This window comes from Streptomyces albireticuli (assembly GCF_002192455.1).
Lineage (GTDB): Bacteria > Actinomycetota > Actinomycetes > Streptomycetales > Streptomycetaceae > Streptomyces > Streptomyces albireticuli_B.
On sequence record NZ_CP021744.1, the window covers coordinates 4481937 to 4506752 of the forward strand.

Consider the following 24816-nt stretch of genomic DNA (forward strand, 5'->3'; position numbering starts at 1 on the left):
GGTGCTTCCCCCGTGGGCGTTCCACCCGTGAAGCTTTCCCCCGTGGAACTTCTCTCCTCCAGGTCGGGCCCCCGTCCGCCCGGCTTCCGCCGGACACCCCCGTGAGGCCTTTCCCTGGAGGTTTCCCACGTCTTTCCCCCTCCGGGTTCCCCTGCTTTCCCCCGTGGTTCCCCCGGTCGTTCCCCCGTGATCCCCCTGGTCACCCGGCCGGCCCGTGATTCCCGGCCGGCCGGGCGCGTTCAGCGTCCCGTGGTCAGACGGGCTCGCTGCCGGCGTGGTCGTCCTGGACGACGTTCAGCGGCTTGGGGCTCCCGGCGTGATCGTCCATGGGGGCGATCAGCGGCTTGGGGGTCCCGGCGTGGTCGTCCATCGGGGCGAGCAGCGGCTTCGGGCTGCCGGCGTGGTCGTCCGGCGGCACGAGCTGTGGTGCGGCGAGAGTGGCACCGCCGGCGTGGTCGTCCTGCGGTGTAGTCACCACTCCCGGCCTGAGCAGTTTCTCGTCGCTCATAGCGATCACTCCGTTGGTCAGTGCGAGTCGTTTTGGTGTGAAGGGGAAGTGGTGCGGTGTTTCTCCGGGATAGCAAACCCGCCCGGCGACTCCCCCGAGGATCGCCGGACGGGGGATGGGGCTGATCAGGGTGACCACCCCAGAGGTGAAGCCGTATGCCTCACCTACGACCCGCCTGCCCCCCGACGCGACGGATCGACATGAGTAGATTGGCGCGTCGCGATAAACGATCGATGAACGGCCACGTGACAGCGCTTTTTCGGAGCCTTTCGGCCCTGGTACGACCATGCCGCCGCCCTGTAATGAGCGGTTCGCCACCGGCGCTGTCCGGCGCTGTCCGGGGGCCGGAGTCCCTCCTGGGGCGGAAGACGTCGATCGGTGAGCCACCAGCCCGCCGAGCCCGCCGAGCCCGCCGAGCCGGTCAAGCCGGCCGCCGGCACCCGGCCGCCGTCACTCCGCCACCCGACCCGCACCGTCCCCGCGTACACCCGCCCGCAAACCCCCGGCGCACCGGAGCCGCCCGCTCCCCGGCCGGCGGGGTGCGGGCGGCTCCGGAGGTCGCTAGGCCGCCGTCACGACTCCCGTGAGGAGCCTGCGGACGTCGGCGGCCTCCGAGGTGCCCAGCTGCTCGAAGATCGACAGGGCCTCCGTCCAGCAGGCGCGCGCCCGCCCCGGCTGGCCCAGCGCGTCGAGCGAACGGCCGAGGACGATCAGGACGTTGCCGCGCCGCCACTCGCCGCCGATGCCCCGCAGCTTCAGCGCCTGCTCGGCGTGGTGCGCGGCCGCGGCGGGCCGCCCGGCGGCGAGGTGGACCTCGGCGAGGCGGTAGTTCGTCATGCCCTCCCACAGCCGCTGCCGGTTGTCCCGGAAGACCGGCAGCGCCTCCGAGAGCCGGTCGAGCGCCTCCTCGTAGCGCCCGCCCTCGGTGAGGGCGAGCCCGAGGGCGTAGAGGGCGTTGGCGACCCGCCAGGAGGCGCCGATCTCGCGGTAGAGGGCGAGAGCCTGCTCGGCGAGCTCGACCGCCGAGCCGACGCGCCCGCCGTCGAGCCGTACGCGCGAGAGGTTGCTGAGGGCGCTGGCCTCGCCCGGCCGGTTGCCGTCGGCGCGGAAGGCCGCGAGCGCCTGGCCCACGTACACCTCGGCGTCCTCGTGCCGGTGCTCGTAGATGGCGATGATGCAGCGGATGTTGGAGGCGTAGCAGCAAGGGATGGGGTCGCCGCAGGAGCGGCCGAGGAGGACCGCCTTCCGGGCCTGCTCGTCGGCGAGGTCGAACCGGCCGCCGATGCTGTGCACATGGGCCAGGACGTAGCGGGCGCGCCCCTCGGCCTGCGGGTCGCCGGCCTCGTGGGCCGCGACCAGCAGGGCCGCGGCGGCCTGCTCGTACAGCCGGGAGTCGGCGCCGGACTCGGCGAGGTCCTTCGCGGCGAGCAGCAGGTCGACGGCGCGGCGCAGCGTGCTGCCGGTGGACGCGGCGTGCTGCCGCACGCAGGCGAGCAGGCAGCCGGCCTCGGCGAACAGCCAGTCGCCGGCGGCGCTGCGCTCGGCGAAGGTGAGGCCCGGGTGAGTGGTGGGAGTCAGGTGGGTGAGGAGCTGGTCGCCGGGGCGCTCCAGGACGTATCCGCCCGCGGCCGTCGCCAGGTAGAAGTCGAGGAGCCGGGACATGGCGGCGTCGCGCTCGGCGGGCGGCTGTTCGTCGCGCTCGGCGCATGCACGCGCGTAGAGGCGCACGAGGTCGTGGAAGCGGTACCGGCCCGGCGCGGCGGATTCCAGCAGCGAGGTGTCGACGAGCGACTCCAGGACCTCCTCGGTGGCGTCGAGGTCCAGGTCGAGCACGGCGGCGGCCGCGGCCAGGGACATGTCGGGGCCGTCGGCGAGGCCGAGGAGGCGGAAGGCGCGGGCCTGGGCGGGCTCCAGCTGTCCGTAGCCGAGCTCGAAGGTGGCCTTCACGGCGAGGTCGCCGGCGCGCAGCTCGTCGAGGCGGCGGCGCTCGTCGCCGAGCTTGCGGGCGAGGACGGAGACCGTCCAGGTGCGCCGGGCGGCCAGCCGGGAGGCGGCGATGCGGATGGCGAGGGGCAGGAAGCCGCAGGCGGCGACGACGTCCATGGCGGCGTCGCGCTCGGCGCCCACGCGCTCCGTGCCGACGATGCGGGTGAAGAGGACGAGCGCCTCCTCGGGGCTCATCACGTCCAGGTCGACGAGGTGCGCGCCGGCCAGGTCGACCATGCGGGAGCGGCTGGTGACCAGCGCCGCGCAGCCCTCGGTACCGGGCAGCAGCGGGCGGATCTGGGCGGCGTCCCGGGCGTTGTCGAGGAGGGTGAGGACGCGGCGGCCGTCCAGGGTGGAACGGAAGAGGGCGGCGCGCTCCTGGAGGCCCTCGGGGATGGCGTTGTCGGGTGTGCCGAGGGCGCGCAGGAAGGCGCCGAGGACGGCCTCGGGCTCGGCGGGCACCGGCCCGGCGCCCTGGAGGTCGACGTACAGCTGGCCGTCCGGGAAGTGGTGCCGGGCGGCGTGCGCCACGTGCACCGCCAGGGTCGTCTTGCCCACGCCGCCGATGCCCGCGACGGCGGAGACTGCCATGATGCGGCCCTCGGCCGTGGCCAGCTGATCGCTGAGCTCGTCGACGAACGCGACGCGCCCGGTGAAGTCCGAGACCGTCGCCGGCAGCTGCGCGGGCCGGATGAAGGCGGGGCCGGAGCCGGGCCGGTCGGCCGGGGACAGGTGCAGGGCGAGATCGACGTCCGCCTGGAGGATGCGCTGCTGGAGTTCGGAGAGTTCGGGGCAGGGGTCGACGCCGAGTTCGTCGGCGAGGAGGCGGCGGGTGTCGGCGTAGACGGCGAGGGCTTCGGCTTGGCGGCCGCTGCGGTAGAGGGCGAGCATGAGGAGTTCGCGGAGGCGTTCGCGCAGGGGGTGGGCGGCGGTGAGGGCGGTGAGTTCGGAGACGGCCTCGGCGTGGGCGCCGACCTCCAGATCGAGGTCGAGGCGGGATTCGAGGAGGGTGAGGCGCCATTCCTCGAGGCGGGTGCGCTGGGTTTCGGCGAAGGGGCCGGGGAGCCCGGCCAGAGGTTCGCCGTCCCAGAGGTCGAGGGCTTCGTTGATGAGGTCGCGGGCGCGGGGGCGGTCGCCGGTGGCGCGGGCTTTTTCCGCGTCGGTGGCGAGGTGTTCGGCCCGGTCGGTGTCGAGGCAGCCTTCGCCGACGCGTATCGCGTAGCCGCCGGATTCGCTGACGAGGGCGTCGGCGTCGGGGCCGAAGACCTTGCGCAGTCGTGAGGCGTAGGTGCGCAGTGCGGCGAGGGCGGCGTGGGGTGGTTCCTCGCCCCACAGTGCGTCCACGAGTTCCGCCGCGGTGGCGGTGCGGCCGCCGCGCAGCAGCAGCGCGGCCAGGAGCGCGCGCTGCTGGGGCGAACCGGTGTGGAGGAGCTCCGCACCGCGCCGGGCCCGCACGGGCCCGAGCACGGTGAAACGAAGCTGCTGCCCGTGCCCTGTGTCGCCGGCCATTGTGACCCCCTGCTTGTCCCGCTCGGTCGCACCGGCCAGTCTGCCTTGTTCGGACCCTCTACGTCAGCAGGGGTCCGGCCTCTCCACAAGGCCTGCCACAGACCGTCGCACCAGCATGCTGACGGGCCGTCAGTTCGTCGCTAACGTGTCAGCCATGGCGAGCTTCCCCAAGATAATCTCGGTGGACGACCATACGGTCGAGCCTCCCCACGTCTGGCGGGACCGGCTCCCGGCGAAGTTCCTCGACGTCGGACCGCGAATCGTAAGGGCTCCCGTGAAGGAAATGACCTTCGTCGGAGGCAGATTCGCGCCGGTCATGGGGGCCACCGGGGACGACGGCCCGGTGGCGGACTGGTGGGTCTATGAGGATTTGCACCGTCCACTCACGCGGCTGGATACCGCCGTCGGATACTCCAGGGACGAGGTCCGGCTGGAGGGAATCACCTACGACGAGATGCGCCCAGGGTCCTACAGCGTGCCGGAACGTTTGGCCGATATGGATCGCAACCATGTCCAGTCCGCGCTCTGCTTCCCCACGTTCCCGCGCTTCTGCGGGCAGACCTTCACCGAGGCGAAGGACCGCGAGCTGGGCCTGCTGGGCGTCCGCGCCTACAACGACTGGATGGTCGAGGAGTGGTGCGGCCCGGACGCCCACGGACGCCTGATACCCCTCACCCTCGTCCCCCTGTGGGACGCGGACCTCGCCGCCGCCGAGGTGCGGCGCAACGCCGCCCGTGGCGTACGCGCCGTCTGCTTCTCCGAGATCCCGCCGCACCTGGGCCTGCCCTCGATCCACACCGACGCGTGGGACCCCTTCCTGAGGGCCTGCGCCGAGACCGGCACGGTCGTCGCGATGCACATCGGCTCGTCCTCCCGCATGCCCTCCACCTCGGCGGACGCGCCTCCCGCGGTCGGTTCCACCATCACCTTCGCGAACTGCTGCTTCTCCCTGGCCGACTGGCTGATGTCCGGGGCCTTCGACCGCTTCCCGGGTCTCCGCATCATGTACGCGGAGGGACAGATCGGCTGGATCCCGTACATCCTGGAGCGCGCGGACGTCGTCTGGGAGGAGAACCGCGGCTGGGGCGGCATCGCGGGCAAGGTGCTCCGCCCGCCCTCCGAGCTCTTCGCGGCGCACGTGTACGGCTGTTTCTTCGACGACGCTTTCGGCCTGCGCAACCTCGACGCGATCGGCGCGGGCAACGTCCTCTACGAGACGGACTACCCGCACTCGGACTCGACCTGGCCGCGCTCCCGGGAGGTCGCGGAGGAGCAGATGGGACACCTGGCGCCGGACGTGGTCGAGCGGATCGTGCGCGGGAACGCGATCGAACTGCTGGGGCTGACGGGGGAGGGGCTCTGGGCGGGGGCCGGGGGTGCGTGAGGTGATGCGGGGGAGCGGGGGCGGGGACGGTCGTGAGGGTCGCTGCGGGGACGGTCGTGGCTCTCACGAGGACGGTCGTGAGGGCTGCGGCGGGGACGGTCGAGAGTCCGGTGCGCCGCGCACCGGGCTCCGGGTGCTGCCCCGCGACCGGCTCTCGTACGGCATGCAGGTGCCCGTCACCTCCCTGAGCACGCTCTACGCCGAACCCTGGGAGGTCGAGGCCGGCCCCCGCGAGCTGCGGGAGGTCGCCCGCGCCGCCGACCGGCTCGGCTTCGCCTACCTCGCGACCTGCGACCACGTCGCCGTCCCCACGAGGCTGGCCGCCGCCATGGGGACCGTCTGGTACGACCCCGTCGCCACCCTCGCCCATCTCGCCGCCGTCACCGAGCGGACCCTGCTGCTCAGCCATGTCGCGGTCGCCGCGCTGCGGCACCCGCTCGCCCTCGCCAAGCAGTACGCGACCGTCGACCGGCTCGCGGACGGCCGGCTCGTCCTCGGCGTCGGCGCCGGACACGTGCGCGAGGAGTTCGAGGCGCTCGGGGTGGACTTCACACGGCGCGGCGCCGTCCTGGACGAGACGGTCGACGCCCTCAAGGCGGCCCTGGGCCCGGCGGAGTTCCCCGAGTTCAGCGGCCGGCGCTTCGCCTTCCGCGGCCTCGGCCAGGCACCCCGGCCGGCCCGTACGCCCCGGCCGCCCCTCTGGGTGGGCGGCTCCTCGCCCGCCGCGCTCCGCCGTGCCGCGCTCCGGGGCGACGGCTGGCTCTCCCAGGGCGACCGGCGCGAGGTCCTGCCCCGCCGCGTCGCGACGCTGCGCAGGCTGCGCGAGGAGGCCGGGCGGGACGGCCCCTTCGCGGTCGGCGCGATCACGGAGCCGCTGTACGTGGGGACGCCTTCCTGGGACACGGGGGCGGGGACGCTCACGGGGGCGGCGGGGACGGTGGCGGAGTCGTTGCGGGTGTACCGGGGGATGGGGGTGGATCAGGTGCAGGTGCGGTTCCGTTGCCGGGGGGTGGGGGAGTTGCTGGAGCAGATGGGGGTGTTTGCGGGGGAGGTCGGTCCGTTGCTTGTGGATTAGGGGTGCGGTGTGCCGGGTGGGGTGCCGCTGCGCGGGGCCTTTCCCCAGCCCCGCCCCTTCCCGATACCGGGGCTCCGCCCCGGTATCGGGAAGGGGCGGGGCTGGGGAAAGGCCCGCCGCAGGCGCCTCCCGCACCCGCATCCGCACCGCCACCCCCGCACCCCGCCCACCCTCCACCACACCCCCTCACCCCAGGAGGCCCCCATGCCCCCTCTCACCGGCCGCGTCATCCTCGTCACCGGCGCCGCCCGCGGCCAAGGCGAGCAAGAAGCGCGCCTCTTCGTCGCCGAAGGCGCGCGTGTTGTCCTTACGGACGTACTCGACGAGCGAGGGAAGGCCGTGGCCGAGGAGCTGGGCGCGGACTCCGCTCTGTACGTCCATCTGGACGTCGGCGAGGAGGGCGACTGGGCGGCGGCCGTCGCCGCGGCCAAGGAGAGGTTCGGCAAGCTCGACGGGCTGGTCAACAACGCCGGGATCCTCCGTCTCAACGAGCTGGCCGGCACCCCGCGCGAGGAGTTCCTCGACGTCGTCCGCGTCAACCAGCTCGGCACGTTCCTCGGTATGCGGGAGGCCGCGCCCGAGCTGGCCGCCGCCGGGGGCGGGACGATCGTCAACACGGCCTCGTACGTGGCGCTCGCGGGCATGGCCGGCCTGACCGCCTACGCGGCCACCAAGGGCGCCGTCGTCGCGATGACGCGCGTCGCCGCCCTGGAGCTCGCCGGGCGGGGCATCCGCGTCAACGCCATGTGCCCAGGGGCGATCGACACCCCCATGAGCAACCCGGCCCTCCTCGACCCCGCCGCCGACCCCGTGCGGGTCGCGGAGGGCATGGCCGGGTTCTACCGGAAGCTGGTGCCGATGGGGCGGGCGGGGCGGCCCGAGGAGGTGGCGCGGCTCGCGTTGTTCCTTACGGCGGACGACTCCTCGTACGTCACCGGGCAGCAGTTCGTCGTGGACGGCGGCTGGCTGGCCGGGGCGCCGATGCCCGCCTGACGGGCGTGCCTCCGGCCGGGCCCTTGCGATGTCTTGACGGTGTCCCGCACCGGTGCCAGAGTCTGGAGATCTGACGGAGAGTCAGAAAACTGTCAGACCGCTGCCAGGAATCCGTCAGGGATCTAGGGACGGTGAACCTCCTTGGAATTCGGGATCTTCGTGCAGGGCTACGTACCGGCCGACCGGTCGCGGACCGACCCCGAGGCCGAGCACCACGCGCTGATGGAAGAGACCGAGTACGTCATCCAGGCCGACCGGTCCGGCTTCAAGTACGCATGGGCCTCCGAGCACCACTTCCTGGACGAGTACTCGCACCTCTCCGCCAACGACGTCTTCCTCGGCTACCTCGCGCACGCCACCGACCGCATCCACCTCGGCTCCGGCATCTTCAACCCCTTGCCCCAGGTCAACCACCCCGCCAAGGTCGCCGAGAAGGCCGCCATGCTCGACCACCTCTCCGGCGGCCGCTTCGAGTTCGGCACCGGCCGGGGCGCGGGCAGCCACGAGATCCTCGGGTTCATGCCGGGCGTCACCGACATGAACGCCACCAAGGAGATCTGGGAGGAGACGATCGCCGAGTTCCCCCGGATGTGGCTCCAGGACGAATACCAGGGCTTCCAGGGCAAGCACTGGTCGCTGCCGCCGCGGAAGGTCCTCCCCAAGCCTTACGGGAAGGCCCACCCGGCCATGTGGTACGCGGCCGGCTCCCCCTCCTCGTACGAAATGGCCGCCCGTAAGGGTCTCGGCGTGCTCGGCTTCAGCGTGCAGAAGGTCGCCGACATGGAGTGGGTGGTCGACTCCTACAAGACGGCGATCAAGGAGGCCCGCGCCGTCGGCGCCTTCGTCAACGACAACGTCATGGTGACCTCGACCGCGATCTGCGCCGAGACCCACGCCGAGGCCGTCGCCACGGCGGCGCGTGGCGGGCTGCACTACCTCCAGTCGCTCCTCTTCCGCTACCACGACACCTTCCCCCGCCCCGAGGGCATCCCGCGGTGGCCCGAGCTGCTGCCCGAGTACACCGAGGAGATCATCGAGCTGCTCATCGCCGAGGAGCTGATGATCTGCGGCGACCCGGACGAGGTCTTCCGCCAGTGCAAGCGGTGGGAGCAGGCGGGCGCCGACCAGCTGGCGTTCGGGCTGCCGGTGGGCGTGCCGTCCGAGGAGACCCTGCGGACGATCCGGCTGATCGGCGAGCACGTCATCCCGAAGATCGACACGGATCCCCTGCACCGGACCACGCGGCTCCGCCGGACGGCGGGCTGACCGGGGCACCCCAGTACGCCGGGGCGGTGCCTCCCGGGTCACCGCCCCGGCTTCCGGCCGGGTGTCCCGTACGGCGTTCCCGGTTTCCGGCCGGGGTGCCCTGCGCGGCACTTCAGGCCGCCGGCCGGGTGTCCCGTACGGCGTTCCCGGCTTCCCGCCGGGTGCCCAGTACGGCGTTCCCGGCTCCCGGCCGGGCGCCCCGCACGGCGCCCCCGGCTTCCGGCCGCGTGCCCTCCGGGGCCGGGCGGGCTCGACCTCCACCGGCCGGGTGTCATCCCACGCTCCCGACAGAGACCGAGGTGAGCCCTCATGCTCGACCACCTGATCAGGCGCGCGACCGTCGTCGACGGCACCGGAGGCCCCTCCTACACCGCCGACGTGGGGATCCGGGACGGACGGATCGCCCTGATCGGGCGGTCGAGGGTGCACGCCGGGCGGATCGGCGAACGGGCCCGGACCGAGGAGGACGCGAGCGGGCTCGTCCTCGCTCCCGGCTTCGTCGACCCGCACACCCACTACGACGCCCAGCTCTTCTGGGACCCCTGCGCCACCCCGTCCCTGAGCCACGGCGTCACCACCGTCGTCGGCGGCAACTGCGGCTTCACTCTCGCGCCCCTCAACCCCGGCCGGCCCGCCGACGCCGACTACACGCGCCGGATGATGAGCAAGGTCGAGGGGATGTCGCTGGCGGCCCTCGAAGAAGGCGCCCCCTGGAACTGGTCGACCTTCGGGGAGTACCTCGCGGCGCTGGACGGGCGGATCGCCGTCAACGCCGGTTTCATGGTCGGCCACTGCGCGCTGCGCCGCCACGTCATGGGTCCCGACGCCGTGGGCGGCCGGCCGGACGCCGGGCAGCTCGCGGCGATGACGGGCCTGCTGCGCGACGCGATGGACGCGGGCGCCTGGGGCCTCTCCACCACCCAGTCCACCACCCACTCCGACGGCGACGGCGCGCCCGTGGCGTCCCGGCACGCCCTCCCCGACGAGCTGCTGGCCCTGGCCCGCGCCGTGGGCGCGCACGAGGGCACCCAGCTGGAGGCCATCGTCACCGGCTGCCTCGACCGCTTCTCGGACGCCGAGATCGACCTCCTGGCCGGTCTCACGGCCGCCGCCGGGCGGCCGCTCAACTGGAACGTCCTCACCATCGACGCCGCCGTCCCCGAGCGGGTGCCCCGGCAGCTCTCCGCGAGCGCGCGGGCCCGCGCCGCGGGCGGCCGGATCGTCGCGCTCACCATGCCGATCCTCACACCCATGAACATGTCGCTCGGCACCTTCTGCGCCCTGAACCTCATACCCGGCTGGGGCGAGGTCCTCGCCCTGCCCGTGCCCCGGCGCATCGCCGAGCTGCGCCGGGCGCCCGTCCGCGAGGAGATGCTGCGCCGGGCGCGGAGCGAGGAGGCGGGGGTGTTCCGGCGGCTGTCGGACTTCGGGCGGTACGTCGTCGGGGACACGTACGCCCGCGAGAACGACGGTCTCACCGGGCGGGTCGTCGAGGACATCGCCGCCGAGCGCGGCCTGGACCCCTTCGCCTGCCTGGTGGAGATCTGCGCCGCCGACGAGCTGCGTACGGTCCTGTGGCCGATGCCCACGGACAACGACGCCGCGAGCTGGGAGCTGCGCCGTGCCACTTGGGAGCACGAGGACGTGCTGCTGGGTGGTTCGGACGCGGGGGCCCACCTGGACCGGATGTGCGGGGCGCCGTACACGACGCGCTTCCTGGGCGACTGCCTGCGCGGGCGGAAGCTGGTGCCCCTGGAGACGGCCGTAAGGATGCTGACCGACGACCCGGCCCGCCTCTTCGGCCTCCGCGACCGGGGCCGGATCGCCGAGGGCGCGCACGCGGACCTCGTGCTCTTCGACCCGACCCGGATCGACGCGGGACCCGCCTCGCTCGTCCACGACCTGCCCGGCGACGGGCCGCGGCTGGACTCACGGGCGGTGGGCGTGGTGAGCGTGCGGGTGAACGGCGTGGAGACGGTGCGGCACGACGTGGCGACGGGGGCGCTGCCGGGGCGGGTGCTGCGGTCGGGGAGGGACACGGAGACGGTGGGGACGGGGGGTTGAGCGGGGCCGGCGGGGACCGGGTGCTGAGACGGTCCCGGTGTTACGGGGCGGGCTCGGGAAATTTTTGAACCGGGACAAAAGGGGCGTCGCTGCGGTTCCCGCAAAGCGGCCGGATCGGTCCGCCCCCTTGGTGTTACCTGGCGTAACTTACGGATGGCCTTTCTTTGCCAGGTCAACTCACCTTGGAAGGCGCTACGTTCAAGGTCCGAAAGCTGGACCGTGAGACCCGGGATGCGGAAACAGCAGCGCTTAACGTCCTGCCCATGGTGCAGACAGCCCCGCGGCCACGGGCCGGAGACACGGTAATGAGCGCCGGCCGCGGACGGCGTCGCGGAAGGCCCGGCCCCGCCGGCGGGAGCGCCGGTGCCGCCGCCGGTGGCAAGGGCCTCAGCGGGAACTCCGTCGGACTGCTCGGCAGCGCCGTCATCGGCATCTCCACCGTCGCGCCCGTCTACTGCCTGACCTCCACCCTCGGCCCCACCGTCGGCCAGGTCGGCGTCCAGATGCCCGCCGTCTTCCTGGCCGGCTTCCTCCCGATGCTGCTGGTCGCCTTCGCCTACCGCGAGCTGAACAAGGCCGTGCCCGACTGCGGTACGTCCTTCACCTGGACCGTCCGGGCCTTCGGGCCCAAGGTCGGCTGGATGTGCGGCTGGGGCCTGGTGATCGCGACGATCATCGTGCTGTCCAACCTCGCCGGCGTCGCGACCTCCTTCTTCTACCTCCTCCTCGGCGAGCTCACCGGCAGCGACGCGGTCGCCGCCCTCGACGGCAACCGGCCCGCGCACGTGGCGACCTGCCTCGCCTTCATCGCCCTCGCGACCGCCGTCAGCTACCGCGGGATGACCGCCACCAAAGGCGTGCAGTACGCCCTCGTCGGCCTCCAACTGGCCGTGCTGGCCGTGTTCGTCACCATGGCCCTGGTCAAGGCCCGCTCGGGCGATCTCTCCGTCCCGGCCGGGGCCGTCGGCTTCTCCTGGAGCTGGCTGAACCCCTTCGCCGTGCGGTCCTTCGCGGCCTTCACGGCCGGGCTGTCCCTGTCGATCTTCATGTTCTGGGGCTGGGACGCCTGTCTGACGGTCAACGAGGAGACCGAGGGCAGCGACCGTACGCCCGGCCGGGCCGCGCTCATCGCCATGGTCGTGCTCGTCGGCTCGTACCTCCTGACCGCCGTCGCCGCCCAGATGTTCGCCGGCGTCGGCGACGAGGGCCTGGGCCTCGGCAACCCGGAGACCGCCGACAACGTCTTCGCCGCCCTCGCCGACCCCGTCATGGGCACGGCACTGGGCGTCCTGCTCTTCGTCGCGGTCCTGGCCTCGGCCGCCGCGAGCCTCCAGACGACGTTCCTGCCGGTCGCCCGCACGGTCCTGGCCATGAGCGCCTACCAGGCGCTGCCGCCGTCCTTCGCCCGCATACACCCGCGCTTCCGGTCCCCGGGCCGCGCGACCGTCGCGGCGGGCATCGCCACCGGCGTCTTCTACGCCGTGATGAGCTTCCTCAGCCAGAACGTCCTGATCGACACGATCTACGCCCTCGGGCTGATGATCTGCTTCTACTACTCGATCACCGCCTTCGCCTGCGCCTGGTACTTCCGCGGCGCACTCCGCGACTCCGTGCGCGACGCGCTCTTCAAGGGGGTCTTCCCCGTGCTGGGCGGGCTCCTCCTGGCCGCCGTCTTCTCCAAGACGCTCTACGACATGTGGGACCCGGCGTACGGCAGCGGCAGCTCCGTCCTGGGCATCGGCTCGGTCTTCGTCATAGGGGTGGGGCTGCTGCTGGTGGGGATGGCGCTGATGCTGGTGATGCGGTGGCGTCGTCCGGCGTTCTTCCGGGGCGAGGTGCTGTCGGGGGCGACGCCCGTGTCGGTCGTCGTCGGCGAGTGAGCGGAGCCGGGGTGCCGCCCTGCCAAAGCCCCCTCTGTTCCGGACATGCTCGGTCACGGCTCTGGCCGAGCCTCCGGCTGATGGGCAGCATGTGCGGCTGACGGCATCCTCGACCTCATCACAGGGGGAGTAGGTCCATGAGAACCCGTATACGCACCAGCCTCGCCTTGGCCGCGTCAGCGGCGGCCGTACTCGCCGGCGGGCTCGCCGCCGGTCCGGCGGCGGCGGAGTCCCGTGTCGCGGCGGAGACCTGCCAGTCGCCCCGGACCATCACCGACACGGGCGGGGAGGTCACGTACACGGAATGCCAGCGCACGTACAAGGGCAAGCGGCAGAGCAGCGTCCGCATGTACCTGTGGGACCGCGCCTACTGCGCCGACCCGTTCGCCCGCGTGCTGATCGGCTCGTACGACGTGACGTACACCTACTTCGACCCGGTGTCGCCCGGCCGCAGCCCGAAGTACGAGACGGGGTGGCACAACGGGGCGGACGCCAAGGTGTGGTTCGAGGTACGGCGCACGTGTCACGGCGGCGATCTGGCCTGACGCGTCCGGGAATCCTTCCGTGCGGCGGGGTGCGCTGCCGAGGCGGCGGCGCACCCCCGTTCCTTCCTCCGCCTCCACACGACAGGGAGAACCGGGAAATCCATGAACCGTACCCAGGAGGTCGCCCGGCTCCGCGCCGGCTACCAGCGCGAACTCGCCCTCGGCACGGAACGCTTCCACGCGCCGGGACGCACCACGTGCCCCTGGTGCGGCTCCTCCCGGCTGCGCACCAGACTGCGCACCGCCGACCTGCTCCAGCACAAACCCGGCGCCTTCGTCGTGGACCAGTGCCGCGACTGCTCCCACTCCTTCCAGAACCCCCAGCTCACACCCGAGGGGCTGGACTTCTACTACCGGGACTACTACGACGGCCTCGGCGTCGCCCACTCGGACTGGCTCTTCGGCCCCCGGGGCAGCCGCAAGCGCTACCTCGCCAGTGCCCGCGCCCTCCTCCCGTTCGGCACTCCCCGCCGCTGGCTCGACGTCGGCACCGGGCACGGGCACTTCCCCCGGGCCGCCGGCACGGTGCATCCGGCCACCGTCTTCGACGGCCTCGACCGCAGCGCGGGCGTCGACGAGGCCAAGCGCGAGGGCCGCATCGCCGAGGCGTACCGCGGCCTCCTCACCGAACTCGCCCCGAAGCTGGAGGGGCGCTACGACGTGGTGAGCATGTTCCACTACCTGGAACACAGCATCGACCCGCGCGCCGAACTGGCCGCCGCGAAGACCCTTCTCGCCCCCGGCGGCCGCCTGATCATCGAGGTACCGGACCCCGAATGCGCGATGAGCCGGATCCTGGGCCGCTGGTGGATCCCGTACCTCCAGCCCCAGCACCTGCACCTCTTCCCGTTCGCCAACCTCCACCGCGAACTGGAGTCACTCGGCTTCACCGTCGTCGCCACCGAACGGTACGAACCGCACACCGCGGTCGACCTGACGTGCGCGGCGGCCCTCGCCCTCGGCCACGTCCTGCCACCGGCCGACGAGCCCTGGCACGCGCGGCCGCCCTCGGGGCGGCAACGGGTCGCCCGTACGGCGTTGTTCTGGTCGGCCTTTCCGCTGCTGGCCGGGGTGTACGGCCTGGACCGGGCCCTCGCGCCGGTCCTGAGCCGGACGGGGTTCTCGAACGCGTACCGGATCGTGGTGCGTAGGGGAGTGGCGGCGTGACTGCTTGGTCCGGACGACTGGGCCGCGTCAGCGGCCCAGTCGTCCGGAACGGACCCCGTGTATGAACGCGGACCAGGATGTCGTCGGGACGACGACGGCGGGGCCGTTGCGCTGCTTGGAGTCGCGGAAGCCGACGCGGTCGGGCAGCGCCGCGACCGAGACGCAGCCACCCGCTCCGTTGTCGCCGCTGTGCGAGGACTTGAACCAGACGTCGCTGGGGGCTACTTCGAGGGCAGTGAGGCGGGGGCTAGTGCTCATCGATCTCTCTTCCCAGTCGGTGCAGAAAATCCGCTGTCTTGGCGGGAGCGAGGGCGCCCTCTCGCAGCGCGTCGAACTTCCGGGCGTGCTTCCAGACCTCGCGCGGCCGGTCGCTGACCGTCATGACGGACGGGCTGTCTTCCATGACGACGGGGTCGAGACCGGAGTCGAACTCCAGGATGACGAAGTTCGCGTTCGCCCTGTAGGTGGGCAGGTTCATCGGGAGGACTTGGACCGTCACGTGGTCGAGCTCAGCCGCCCTCGCGATCTCTTCGTATTGCTCACGCATGACAGCAGGGCTACCGACCACGCGTCGTAGGGCGGCCTCGTCGAGGATCACGCGCAGCTCGACAGGATCATCGCCGAAGACCACTTCCTTGCGCTTCATTCGGGCGGCCACGGACTCCTCCACGAACTCGGTTGTCCTCTCCTCGACCGGCTTGGCCGTCGTGAACAAGGCGTGTGCGTAGCGTTCCGTTTGCAAGAGGCCGAAGACGACCTGGGAGTGCCAGGCGCGCATCGTACGGGCATCGGTCTCCAGTCCTACGTACAGCAGCTGGCCGGACGGCATGTAGTTCTGATACGGCCTGTACCAGTCAGCGCTGAGGGAATCCCGGTGGAGCTCCAGCAGCTGATCACGGTCGTTGCGGTCGGTTACGCCGTAGAAATCGAGCAGGTCTTCCAGATCGCGGACACGCGGAAGCTGGTTGTGTCCGGACTCGACCCTGTTGAGCTTGGTGTCCGAGCTCTCGATGGCCGCGGCTGCTTCCTTGGTGCTGTACCCCTTCTTCTCCCGCAGGCGGCGGAGCTCCTTGCCCAGCTCCCTCCGACGGAACGTCGGACCGCGTCGTGCTGCCACTTTGAGCCCTCCCGGTGCTGTACCCGGTGCCGCGCCTCTGTACCCCGACAGCCCATTGCTGTTGGTTCGCAACAGGACCCTGTCGCCTTCCGAGGTCCCTGCTGCTGGCAGTCTTCCACCGCCTGTCCCCTGCTGTGCAAGCCATGACCAGGGTTGGGCATATTCCAATTCTCCCGAGAACCTTCGGTTAGCTTGTGGTGTAACTCGCTGTTGCGGGACGGTAGTTCGGCCACCCCCCGTCACGCTCGTGAAGGAGCCGTCCCATGCCCGCGTTCTCCCGCACCGGACACCACGTCGGAGAGCTCACCCCCGTACCTCCTCAGGCCGCCGGGGCTCCGAGCCGGTCCGCCATCGAGGACGTGATCCGCGAAGCCCTCTCCATGGACCGCCTCCTGCCCACCCCCGACCGCATGCGTGCCCTCACCACCCGCCTGCTCGCCTTCGTCGGGGCCGCGGCCACCGCGCTGGAGGAGGACGTGAACGACCTGCCCATGGACGACCCGGTACGGCGGGACGCCCTCGCCGTCGTCAAGGAGGCCCGCTACCGGCGGGGGATCGGGCCCGGGGACGGGTACGGCTCGGCGATGGCGTTCACGAGGAGCCTCGGGCAGGCCGCCGACGCGCTGGTCCGGCAGCGGCGCCGGATCAATCCTGGTCCGGCTTGACGGCCGGCGCCACGACCCGCGTCACCACCCCCGGCCCGATCGCCTTGCCTGACACACGCATCGAGAACGGCGTCCCCGCCCTCATGGCGAGGGGCGCCGTCAGGCGGACCGTCATGGAGACATGGCCGCCCCGGGTGAACTCGCGTACGTCGCCGTCCTGACGGAGGGCGGTGACGCGGCCCGTGACGTCCGTGGTGCGGAAGTGGAACTGGGCCTCGGGTCTGCCGAAGAAGGTGACGTCGAGGCCGCCGTCGTGCTCGGGGAGGACGTACGCCTCGGCATCGAACTCGGTGTGGGCGGTGGCCGTTCCCGGGGTGGTGAGGACCTGGCCGCGTGCGATGTCCTCCGGGGTGGTGCCGGTCAGGGTCAGGCTGACGTTGTCGGGGGCTCGGCAGAGCCTTTCGACGGCGGTCGCCGTCACCGTGCGGCCGGGCTCGCCGAGGCCGACGAGTTCGAGGGTGTCGCCCGGGTGGACGGTGCCCTGTTCGATGCGGCCGGTCACGACGAGGCGGTGGGACGCCGGGCGGTCCTTCAGGTGGAAGGTGTCCTCGACCGGCATCAGGAACGGGCGGTCCGCGGCCTCGTCCGGGCTGGGAACGGCCGCCTCCAGAGTCCTGAGCAGCGCGTTCACCGTTTTCGCGTCGTGGGCCGAGCCGAAGACGAGCGGCGTCTCCTCGCCCGCGTAGCCGTGCGCCGTCAGCGCCTCGCGGATCTCCAGCCCGACCACCTCCCGCAGCTGGGGGTCGGGCAGCAGGTCCGCCTTGTTCACGAAGACGGACACGTGCCGCACGCCGACCCGGCGCGCCAGGCCCAGGAGTGCGCCGCCGCGAGCCGTCAGGCCCGACCCGGCGTCGAGCACGAGGACGATCCCGGCAGGGCGGCGCGAGATCAGTTTCTTCTCGGCGGGGGTGTGGGCGGGCCAGCTCAGAGCGGCCGAGAGCTCACTTTCGGAGCCCGTCAGCCTCCTCACCGCCGTGACCAGCGTCGTCGTGCCGCTGCCCGGCTCCCCGACGTACTCGACGTGCTCGTGCCGCACCGGCCGTGTCATGACGTTCTCCCCGAGGCCCCGGCGGCCGGGACTCCGCCGTCACCTCCTCATTCTCGCCCCAGGAAGATCGGGTTCGTCATCGCCGCCATCGGCCCCGGCACCCCCGGCGTGCCGCCGTCCGCCGCCGGATGCCGCACCTCCGCCCGTACGTAGGCCGCGTACGACGGTGTGGTGCGCCACTCCAGCCGGCCGTCCGCCGGTACGGGCGCGCTCAGCAGCCGGCCCTGGTCGGTGACGAACGACGCCATGCAGTCGCGCGGCACGCCCGACACCTCCAGCCGCACCGTCACGCCCGCGTCGTCGTCCACGCGCAGCCGTTCGCCGATGCCCGCGTGGGCGCCCCGGCCGCCCGTCGCCGTGAAGGACAGCCGGACGGCCGAGGACTCGGCGATCCAGCTGTGGCCGGAGCGGATGCCCGCCAGCAGCGCTTCCTTCGAGAGGCCGTCCGCCAGGACCACGGTCTGCGGGTGGCCCACCCGCTCCGGCTCGCGGTGGGCGTCGCTGTTGCCCATGGCCGGCAGCCAGCGGCCGCCGCCGCGGGCCGCCGCGACCAGCGTGTTGTCCCACTCCGCGATCGTGGCCTCGTCGTCGGGCGTGAACGGGCCGTTCCAGACCTCCACCGCGTCCGCGTCGTTGAAGCCGAACTTCCAGTTGCAGCCGACGCAGGTCGCGTGCGGATGCGCCGGCACCACCAGGCCGCCCGCGCGGCGGATCGCGCGGGCGTAGCGGCCGAAGGCGTTGTCGCGGGCACGGTAGCGCCAGTCGACGAACGTGCCGGGCTCGGTACCGAGGGCCACGACGTGGCCGTTGCGGGTGGTGACCTCCTCGCCCGTGAGGATCAGGAAGTCGTCGCTCCACAGCCCCTGCCAGGCACCGTGCGACGACGTCGTGTTGTGCTCCGTCGTCGTGATCCAGTCCAGCCCGGCGGCCCGCGCCGCGGCCGCGACCTCGGCCGGGGTGCGCCTGCCGTCGGAGTGGACGGTGTGCAGGTGGTTGTCGCCCCGGTACCAGGCGCGGCCGCGCCCCTTCGCCCGCCGCGGCGGGTACACCGGCGCCGGGGCCGCGCCCGCCGCCCCGTAGCGCAGGGTGACCGTCACCTCGTAGGCCAGGCCCTGCGGCGCGACCGTGTACGGGCCCAGGCAGACGTGCCACCTGCCGGGGCGTACGGGCCCGGCGAGGTAGCCGGGCGTGGCCCGCTCCGCGCCGACCGTGAATTCCGTGCGCGCCCCGCCCGACCAGCCCCGGAAGCCGGGCCCGCCCGGCCCCGTGCCCCGCTCGTCGAAGATGCCGATGTCGCAGGCGTTGCCGGGGGTCCCGGGCGGTACGGCCGGTCTGTCGTAGGAGTACGAGACGGCGATCTCCCGGACACCGCGCGGAACGTCCACCGGGAGGTACACGAAGTCCGGGGCGCCGGCGGGCAGCCGTCCGGTGACCGTGCGGGACTCCTCCGCCGGGCCTGACCGGTCGGACCCGGCGGCCCCCGCGGCCCCTTCGGCGTGGGCGAACGTCACGGTGTCGAGCGTAAGCGCGCTCGCCGCCCCCGCGGCGGCGGCCGTCAGTCTGAGCAGGTCGCGTCGGTGCATCCGGGGCCTCCGGGAGGACGGGAACGGCACAGGGGCGGGAAAGAGGAGACGGAAGTGCGCCTGGGACACCGTTGTACGCCCGGGTGGCGCACAGCGGAACGGGTGCGGACGGGTGGATTGCGGTCCGCCGTCACCTGTCCGGCCGCCCGACCGGGCAGCCTTCAGAGGTCCGGGAGGGAAAGGCCGGACCAGGGGCCCGATTGCGACAGTCGCATGGCGTTCGGCGCCGTTCGGGATCCACGGCGCGCTGTTGGGCTTACGGTGATCCCACGCCACCCGTGCCCCGCACCCGGCGCCGCCACGCCTTGCCCCACGCCCCGCCCCACGCCCTGCCCCATGTCATGTCACCCGCCAGTCACACGTCATGCCACGACGGAGGTGCCCCCGCATGCGGATCTCCACCACGATCTTTCTCACGGACGAGACGATCAGCCCGGTCCGGCTCGCCCGCGAGCTGGAGCAGCGCGGCTTCGACGGGCTCTATCTGCCCGAGCACACCCACATCCCGGTCAGCCGCGAGACGCCCGCCCCGTCGGGCGACGACCCGCTGCCGCGTGAGTACGGGCGGTCCCTCGACCCCGTCGTCGCGCTGAGCCAGGCCGCCGCGGTGACCGAGCGGATCACGCTGGGCACCGGGATCGCGCTGGTCGCCGAGCACGACCCGATCGTGCTCGCCAAGCAGGTCGCCTCGCTCGACTTCGTCAGCGGCGGCCGCTTCACCCTGGGCATCGGCTTCGGCTGGAACGTGGAGGAGGGCACCGACCACGGCGTGGAGTGGTCGACGCGGCGGGCGCTGGTACGCGACCGGATGGCCCTGATGCGGGCGCTGTGGGCGCCGGAACCCACAGCGTACGAGGGCGAGTTCGGGTCCGTACGGGCCAGTTGGGCACACCCCAAGCCGCTGCGCGCGCCACGGGAGCGCAAGGGCGCGGAGCCGCTGCACGGGCCGCGCGTCCTGATCGGCGGAGCCGCCGGGCCGAAGCTCTTCGCGCACGTCGCGGAGTACGCGGACGGCTGGCTGCCCATCGGCGGCAGCGGCCTGGGCGAGGCGCTGCCTCGGCTGCGCCGGGCGTGGGAGGACGCGGGACGCCAGGGCGAGCCGGAGGTCGTGCCGTACGCCGTGCACCCCTCGGCCGGGAAGCTCGCGCACTTCGCCGAGCTGGGCCTGCGGGAGGTCGTGGTCGGGCTGCCGGCGGCGGACGAGGCGGAGGTGCTCCGGGCGCTGGACGCGCATGCGGATTTTCTGTGACGGCCGGACACTCTCTCTGACGGGCGGACCTCGTCTGACGGGTGGGTCCTTCGACGGGCGGACTTGCTCCGACGCCGGTCAGCGGGCTCCGTCGGGGAGGGCCGTCCGGCGGTCTCCCGGGGTGAGGGCCGGCCCACCCCCGGTGGTGGCCGGCCTGCGGCCCGGGGCCCTATCGGCGACCGTCAGAGCTCTGTCAGGGAAGCCGCCAGAGCAGGACCGAGTCCTTGGCGTCGTAGTCGATCGCCATGCTCAGGCCGATCGCCACGGTCTTCCCGTCCGGGCTGACGGCGATCGCCTCGACCGAGTTGGGGCACTTGAAGCTGCCGACTTCCTTCCCCGCGAGCGTGTCCCACACCCGGGCGGTCGGACCGGCGCCGCCGCCGGCCAGGAGCCGGCCCCCAGGGTGGAACGCGAGGGCCATGAGCGTGCCCAGGTCTGTGAACCTGACGACCTCCGAGCGGGATTCGACGTTCCACACCGCCACCTGGCCGCCGTTCGTCCCGAACGCGAGGAGACTTCCGTCCGGGCTGAAGACGACGGCACTGGCGCCGTCGCTGGCCTTGACCGTGGTGGTGCTCTGGCCCGCGGGGGTCAGGGTCTTGAGGGGGTGCCCGGCGACCAGCGTCCGGCCGTCGCCGCTGATCGCCACGGGGCCGCTGGACGCGTGGGTGAAGGTGCCCTTGTCCTTGCCGGACGGCAGCTCCCACAGGTGCAGGCCGTCCGAGGTGTTCGCGGCCAGCATGTCGCCGCCCGAGCTGATGGCCAGGCCCGTGGGCCAGCCCTTCTGGGTCGGTCCCTCCTCGGTGGGCAGCGTGAACGTGTGCACGGTCCTGCCGGTGGCCGTGTCCCAGACACGGACCTTGTTCTCCTCGGCCCTGACGAGGAGGCCGAGGTCCTGGCTGAACACCGCGGGCTGGATGTACCCCGGGGTGCCGATGCGGACGGGGGTGCCTTGCCCGGTGTTCGGGTCCCAGCGCCAGATGGTGTTGTTGCCGGTGCCGTACAGCTGCTTGCCGTCCTTGCTGAAGGCGAGCGCCCGCACTGAGGGGAGGCCCTTGAGCCGGGTGTACTTCTCGGTCTTCTCCGGTTTCGACGTGCCTGACGGGGAACCGGGCCCGGCGCCGGCGTCCGAGGAGCCGTCCGCCTTGCCGCCACGGAGCAGGACGGGCAGCCCGACCGCCGTGGCGGCGGCCGCCGTCCCGAGCCCGGCGAACAGGAGCGTGCGCCGCGACAGCCTGCCCGTCCGAGGAGCGTCGCCGGCGTCGACGGCGGTGTTCCCCGGCCCGGACCCCGGTGGCGGAGGGGCGGGGGGTGCGGCGACGGTCGGCGTGTGGGTCATCAGCGGGGGCGCGGCGGCCGCGGGGGCACCCGCGGCAGACATGGGGACGCGAGGATCCACAGGGCGGGGTCCCGCCGGGCCGGGTCCCGCTGGTCCGGGTTCCACCGGCCCGGACCCCACGACCGCACCCCCGCCCCCGCCGCCCGCACGCGCCGCGAACCGCGCGGGCAGCCCGTCGACGTCCGGCCGCGCCTCGGGCTCCTTGGCCAGGCACGCGAGGAGCAGTTCCCGCAGGGCGCCGTCGTCGATGCCGTCGAGCGCGGGCGGCTCGTCCAGGATGCGCTGGACGACCTCGATCAGCGTGGGCGCGTCGAAGGGCCCGTGCCCGGTCGCGGCGAACGCGAGTACCGAGCCGAGCGAGAACACATCGCTCGCCGCCCCCGCCCGGTCGGCGCGTATCTGCTCCGGTGACATGTACGAGTAGGTGCCGATGATCGTGCCCGTCGCGGTGAGCGAGCTGGCGTCCACGGCGCGGGCGATGCCGAAGTCGATGATGCGCGGCCCGTCATCGGCGAGGATGACGTTGCCGGGCTTCAGGTCCCGGTGCACAAGGCCGCACTTGTGGATCGCGGCGAGCCCTTCCGCGAGCCCCGCGCCGAGCCGCAGCACGGCGGCGGCGTCCAGCGGTCCGTCCTTGGTGACGATGTCGTGCAGGGTCGGGCCCGGGATGAACGCCGTCACGAGCCACGGGCACTCGGCGCCGGGGTCGGCGTCGACCACCTGGGCGGTGTGGAAGCCGCCGACCCGCCGCGCCGCGTCCACCTCGCGCGCGAACCGCGCCCGGAACTGCGGGGTCGCCGCGAGCTCCCGCTTGATCAGCTTGACCGCGACCTTCCGGCCGCCCGGGGACGTACCGGCAAAGACCGATCCCATACCGCCCTCGCCGAGCCGTCCGTTCAGGCGGTAGGGGCCGACCCACTGCGGGTCGTCGGGTCTGAGCGCGTCCATGGGCTCCGTCCGGTGCGAAAGGGATCAGAGGAGGTAAGGGATCGGAGGGGCGAGGGATCAGAGGAGGCAGGGTGACGCAGGAGGCTTGAGCGGTCCTCCGTGGCCGCCGCTTACGGCAGCTTCCACAGCTGCACCGACGGCTTGACCCCGTTCTCGCTGGCCGCCGGGCTGCACACGCCCGCCAGAGTCCTGCCGTCCGGGGTGAAGGCGAGGTGGTCGACGGAGGCCCGCAGGGGAGTCTTCGGGTCGCCTACGACCAGGGTGGCGGTGAGTTTCCCGCTGTCCGCGTCCCAGACGCTGACCGTGCGGCCGACGGTGTCGGTCTTGCTGACCTCGACGTAGCCGCCGCCGCCCACGACGATCGCCTTCCCCGCGGTCCCGGTGCCGGCGGGCCGGTATGCCGCGCTGCCCAGGTACTCGTGCTGGTCGGTGAGCTTCCTGGTGAGTTTTCCGGAGGCCACGTCCCACAGCTGGATGCCGGGGCCGTTCGCGATGAGGGTCCTGCCGTCGGGGCTGAACGCCACCCCGGAGTAGTTCTTCTCCCCGCCGTCGCGCAGGGTGTCCAGCGGGCGGCCGTCCGCGGTGTTCCACAACCGGATGCCGCTCTTGCCGAGGTCGGCGGCGACACTGGCGAGGGTCTTGCCGTCCGGGCCGAAGGCGACCGCGTGCATGCTCCCCGTGTGCCCTTCGAGGGTTGCTCGGACCCGGCCCGTGTCCGGGGTCATCAGCTCGATCCGGCTGCCGACACCCACGGCGAGGGTCTTGCCGTCCGGGCTCATGGCCAGGCAGCTGACGTAGTCGAACTCACCCTGGTACGTGGCGAGTTTGTTCTTCGCGGCCCCGCTGTTCGCGTCCCAGGCCAGCAGCTCCTTGAAGGAGCCGGAGTACAGGGTGGCGCCGTCGGCGCCGAAGACCACCGACATGACGGGCTCGGAGTGGCCTTCGCAGGTGGCTTTCTCACGGCCCGCGGTGAGGTCCCACAGCTTCACGGTCTTGTCGTAGCCGCCCGTGGCGAGGAACCTCCCGTCCCGGCTGACCGCCAGGCCGTCGATGTCCCCGTCGTGGCCCTTGAGTTCGCCGACGGGGCCGGTGATGTCGCGGTCGGGGCTCCTGCTCGCCTTCGGCTTGTCCTTCGGCCCGGCGGTCGGTTCGTCCTCCGGCCACAGCGCGAAGGCGGTGGGCACGGCGACCGCGGCCGTCGCCGCGGCGAGCCCGCCGAACAGCACGGAGCGGCGACGGACCGGACGTCCGGCGACGGGAGGCGTGGCCGGGAACGGGGGTGCGACCGGGGGCGTGGCCGGGAACGGGGGTGCCGCCGGGGGCATGGCAGGTACGGGAGGAGCCGTGGGGGCCGTGACGGCCAGCCGGCGCAGGACCTCGACGGCCGGCGGGCGCCCGGCGGGGTCCTTGGTGAGGCAGTGGCGGACCAGGGCGTGCAGCGGGCCGCCCTCGGCGATACCGGTGAGCACGGGCGCCTCGCTCGTGACCCGGTGGATGATCGCCGGAACGGTCGACGCGTCGAACGGGCCCCGGCCGGTGGCGGCGAACGCGAGCACCGAACCCAGGGAGAAGACATCGCCGGCGGGGGTCACCTGGGCGGGGTTGCGGATCTGTTCCGGCGACATGTAGGCGTAGGTGCCGATGACGGTGCCCGTGTGCGTCATCGGTCCGGCGTCGGGGATGTGCGCGATCCCGAAGTCGATGATGCGCGGGCCGTCGGCGGCGAGGATGACGTTGCCGGGCTTCAAGTCCCGGTGCACGAGACCGCGATCGTGCACGGCGGCCAGGCCCTCGGCGATCCCCGCGCCCAGCCGGAGCACGGCGTCGGGGGCGAGCGGGCCGTGTGCGGTGACGACCTGCTGGAGGGTGGGGCCGGGGATGTACTCGGCGGCCAGCCAAGGCGATGCGGCCCCGGGGTCGGCGTCGACGATCTGGGCGGTGTGGAATCCGCCCACCCGTCGGGCCGCCTCGACCTCGCGGGCGAATCGTGCGCGGAACTGTGCGGCGTCCGCGAGTTCCGGCCGGATGACCTTCAACGCGACCTTGCGCCCTCCCGGCGAGATCCCGAGGAAGACCTGCCCCATGCCGCCCGCGCCGAGCCGCCCTTCGAGCCGGTACGGGCCGATGTGCCGGGGATCCGAAGGGGCCAGGGGACCCACCATGGCTACGCGAATCTTCCAGATATGCGTGTGATCACGCAGGGCATTGAACCATGGTCGGATGTTCGGGGGAGGGCGGACGGAGCCCTGAGGTTCGCCCGCCGCAGGGCGCGGGCCGGTACCGGAAGACGCAGGTCCGGGAGCGTCGGTGGCCCTTTCGTACTCCTGGCCCCGGTGTGGCGGACGGGCGGCCTGGAACCGGAGGCCGCCCACCCGCGTCCCCGGCCCCCTTGCCCGCCGGAAGCCCCCTGGCCGAAAGACGTCCCTCCGCTGGGGCAGCCGTCTTCGCAGGTCCAGGCCATGACCGCCGCTCCCTCCAACTTTTCGGAGG

General features: G+C 72.7%; 18 protein-coding genes. 10 read left to right on the forward strand and 8 right to left on the reverse strand.

From position 1 onward, the window contains the following. Positions 1 to 253: 253 nt before the first annotated feature. Together SMD11_RS19440 and SMD11_RS19445 are read right to left on the reverse strand one after the other, a co-directional pair. On the reverse strand, positions 254 to 508 hold the full coding sequence (locus SMD11_RS19440) for a hypothetical protein (RefSeq protein ID WP_087927653.1): 255 nt from the start codon (positions 506 to 508) through the stop codon (positions 254 to 256). A gap of 561 nt (positions 509 to 1069) precedes the next feature. Next, positions 1070 to 4003: an AfsR/SARP family transcriptional regulator gene (locus tag SMD11_RS19445; RefSeq protein ID WP_087927654.1), complete on the reverse strand. Its 2934-nt coding sequence runs from the start codon at positions 4001 to 4003 to the stop codon at positions 1070 to 1072. Positions 4004 to 4157: 154 nt separating this feature from the next. On the opposite strand from SMD11_RS19445, the gene SMD11_RS19450 reads away from it, so the two are divergent. The 8 genes from SMD11_RS19450 to SMD11_RS19485 all read left to right on the forward strand — a co-directional run bounded on the left by SMD11_RS19450 (position 4158) and on the right by SMD11_RS19485 (position 14377). Continuing rightward, the gene (locus tag SMD11_RS19450; RefSeq protein WP_087927655.1) at positions 4158 to 5387 is read left to right on the forward strand and encodes an amidohydrolase family protein; all 1230 of its coding nucleotides are present in this window, start codon (positions 4158 to 4160) and stop codon (positions 5385 to 5387) included. A gap of 163 nt (positions 5388 to 5550) precedes the next feature. Next, positions 5551 to 6462: a TIGR03619 family F420-dependent LLM class oxidoreductase gene (locus tag SMD11_RS19455; protein WP_234366426.1), complete on the forward strand. Its 912-nt coding sequence runs from the start codon at positions 5551 to 5553 to the stop codon at positions 6460 to 6462. A 204-nt stretch (positions 6463 to 6666) separates the two neighbouring features. After that, entirely contained in the window at positions 6667 to 7455 is a 789-nt protein-coding gene (locus tag SMD11_RS19460; RefSeq protein WP_087927656.1) for an SDR family NAD(P)-dependent oxidoreductase, read from the forward strand. Between the two features lie 141 nt (positions 7456 to 7596). Next, entirely contained in the window at positions 7597 to 8721 is a 1125-nt protein-coding gene (locus SMD11_RS19465) for an LLM class flavin-dependent oxidoreductase (RefSeq protein WP_087927657.1), read from the forward strand. A 309-nt stretch (positions 8722 to 9030) separates the two neighbouring features. After that, the gene (locus SMD11_RS19470; RefSeq protein WP_087927658.1) at positions 9031 to 10785 is read left to right on the forward strand and encodes an N-acyl-D-amino-acid deacylase family protein; all 1755 of its coding nucleotides are present in this window, start codon (positions 9031 to 9033) and stop codon (positions 10783 to 10785) included. A 263-nt stretch (positions 10786 to 11048) separates the two neighbouring features. Next, positions 11049 to 12665, forward strand: a complete 1617-nt coding sequence (locus tag SMD11_RS19475; protein WP_087927659.1) for an APC family permease — start codon at positions 11049 to 11051, stop codon at positions 12663 to 12665. Positions 12666 to 12802: 137 nt separating this feature from the next. Continuing rightward, entirely contained in the window at positions 12803 to 13210 is a 408-nt protein-coding gene (locus tag SMD11_RS19480) for a hypothetical protein (protein WP_159395324.1), read from the forward strand. Between the two features lie 102 nt (positions 13211 to 13312). Further along, positions 13313 to 14377, forward strand: a complete 1065-nt coding sequence (locus SMD11_RS19485; protein ID WP_087927661.1) for a class I SAM-dependent methyltransferase — start codon at positions 13313 to 13315, stop codon at positions 14375 to 14377. 27 nt (positions 14378 to 14404) lie between these two features. On the opposite strand, the gene SMD11_RS19490 is transcribed toward SMD11_RS19485, so the two are convergent. Both SMD11_RS19490 and SMD11_RS19495 read right to left on the reverse strand, forming a co-directional pair. Continuing rightward, entirely contained in the window at positions 14405 to 14635 is a 231-nt protein-coding gene (locus SMD11_RS19490; RefSeq protein WP_087927662.1) for a DUF397 domain-containing protein, read from the reverse strand. Next, positions 14625 to 15494, reverse strand: a complete 870-nt coding sequence (locus SMD11_RS19495; protein ID WP_087927663.1) for a helix-turn-helix domain-containing protein — start codon at positions 15492 to 15494, stop codon at positions 14625 to 14627. Before SMD11_RS19495 ends, SMD11_RS19490 begins: the two co-directional genes overlap by 11 nt. Before the next feature lie 263 nt (positions 15495 to 15757). Here SMD11_RS19495 and SMD11_RS19500 point away from each other — a divergent pair, with 263 nt between their 5' ends. Then, a complete protein-coding gene (locus SMD11_RS19500) occupies positions 15758 to 16159 on the forward strand; it encodes a DUF6415 family natural product biosynthesis protein (RefSeq protein WP_087927664.1) in 402 nt (133 codons plus the stop codon). Here the strand turns inward: SMD11_RS19500 and SMD11_RS19505 are convergent. After that, positions 16140 to 17207, reverse strand: a complete 1068-nt coding sequence (locus SMD11_RS19505) for a GTP-binding protein (RefSeq protein ID WP_087927665.1) — start codon at positions 17205 to 17207, stop codon at positions 16140 to 16142. The genes SMD11_RS19500 and SMD11_RS19505 overlap by 20 nt on opposite strands. A gap of 47 nt (positions 17208 to 17254) precedes the next feature. Continuing rightward, positions 17255 to 18790, reverse strand: a complete 1536-nt coding sequence (locus tag SMD11_RS19510; protein ID WP_199843911.1) for a CehA/McbA family metallohydrolase — start codon at positions 18788 to 18790, stop codon at positions 17255 to 17257. Positions 18791 to 19178: 388 nt separating this feature from the next. Between SMD11_RS19510 and SMD11_RS19515 the strand changes: the two genes are divergently transcribed. Then, complete coding sequence (locus SMD11_RS19515; RefSeq protein WP_087927666.1) at positions 19179 to 20039, forward strand: TIGR03619 family F420-dependent LLM class oxidoreductase; 861 nt, start codon at positions 19179 to 19181, stop codon at positions 20037 to 20039. A 193-nt stretch (positions 20040 to 20232) separates the two neighbouring features. Here the strand turns inward: SMD11_RS19515 and SMD11_RS19520 are convergent, their stop codons facing one another. Both SMD11_RS19520 and SMD11_RS19525 read right to left on the reverse strand, forming a co-directional pair. Then, a complete protein-coding gene (locus SMD11_RS19520; protein ID WP_087927667.1) occupies positions 20233 to 22326 on the reverse strand; it encodes a WD40 repeat domain-containing serine/threonine protein kinase in 2094 nt (697 codons plus the stop codon). A 110-nt stretch (positions 22327 to 22436) separates the two neighbouring features. After that, complete coding sequence (locus SMD11_RS19525) at positions 22437 to 24488, reverse strand: WD40 repeat domain-containing serine/threonine protein kinase (RefSeq protein ID WP_087927668.1); 2052 nt, start codon at positions 24486 to 24488, stop codon at positions 22437 to 22439. Between the last annotated feature and the right edge of the window lie 328 nt (positions 24489 to 24816).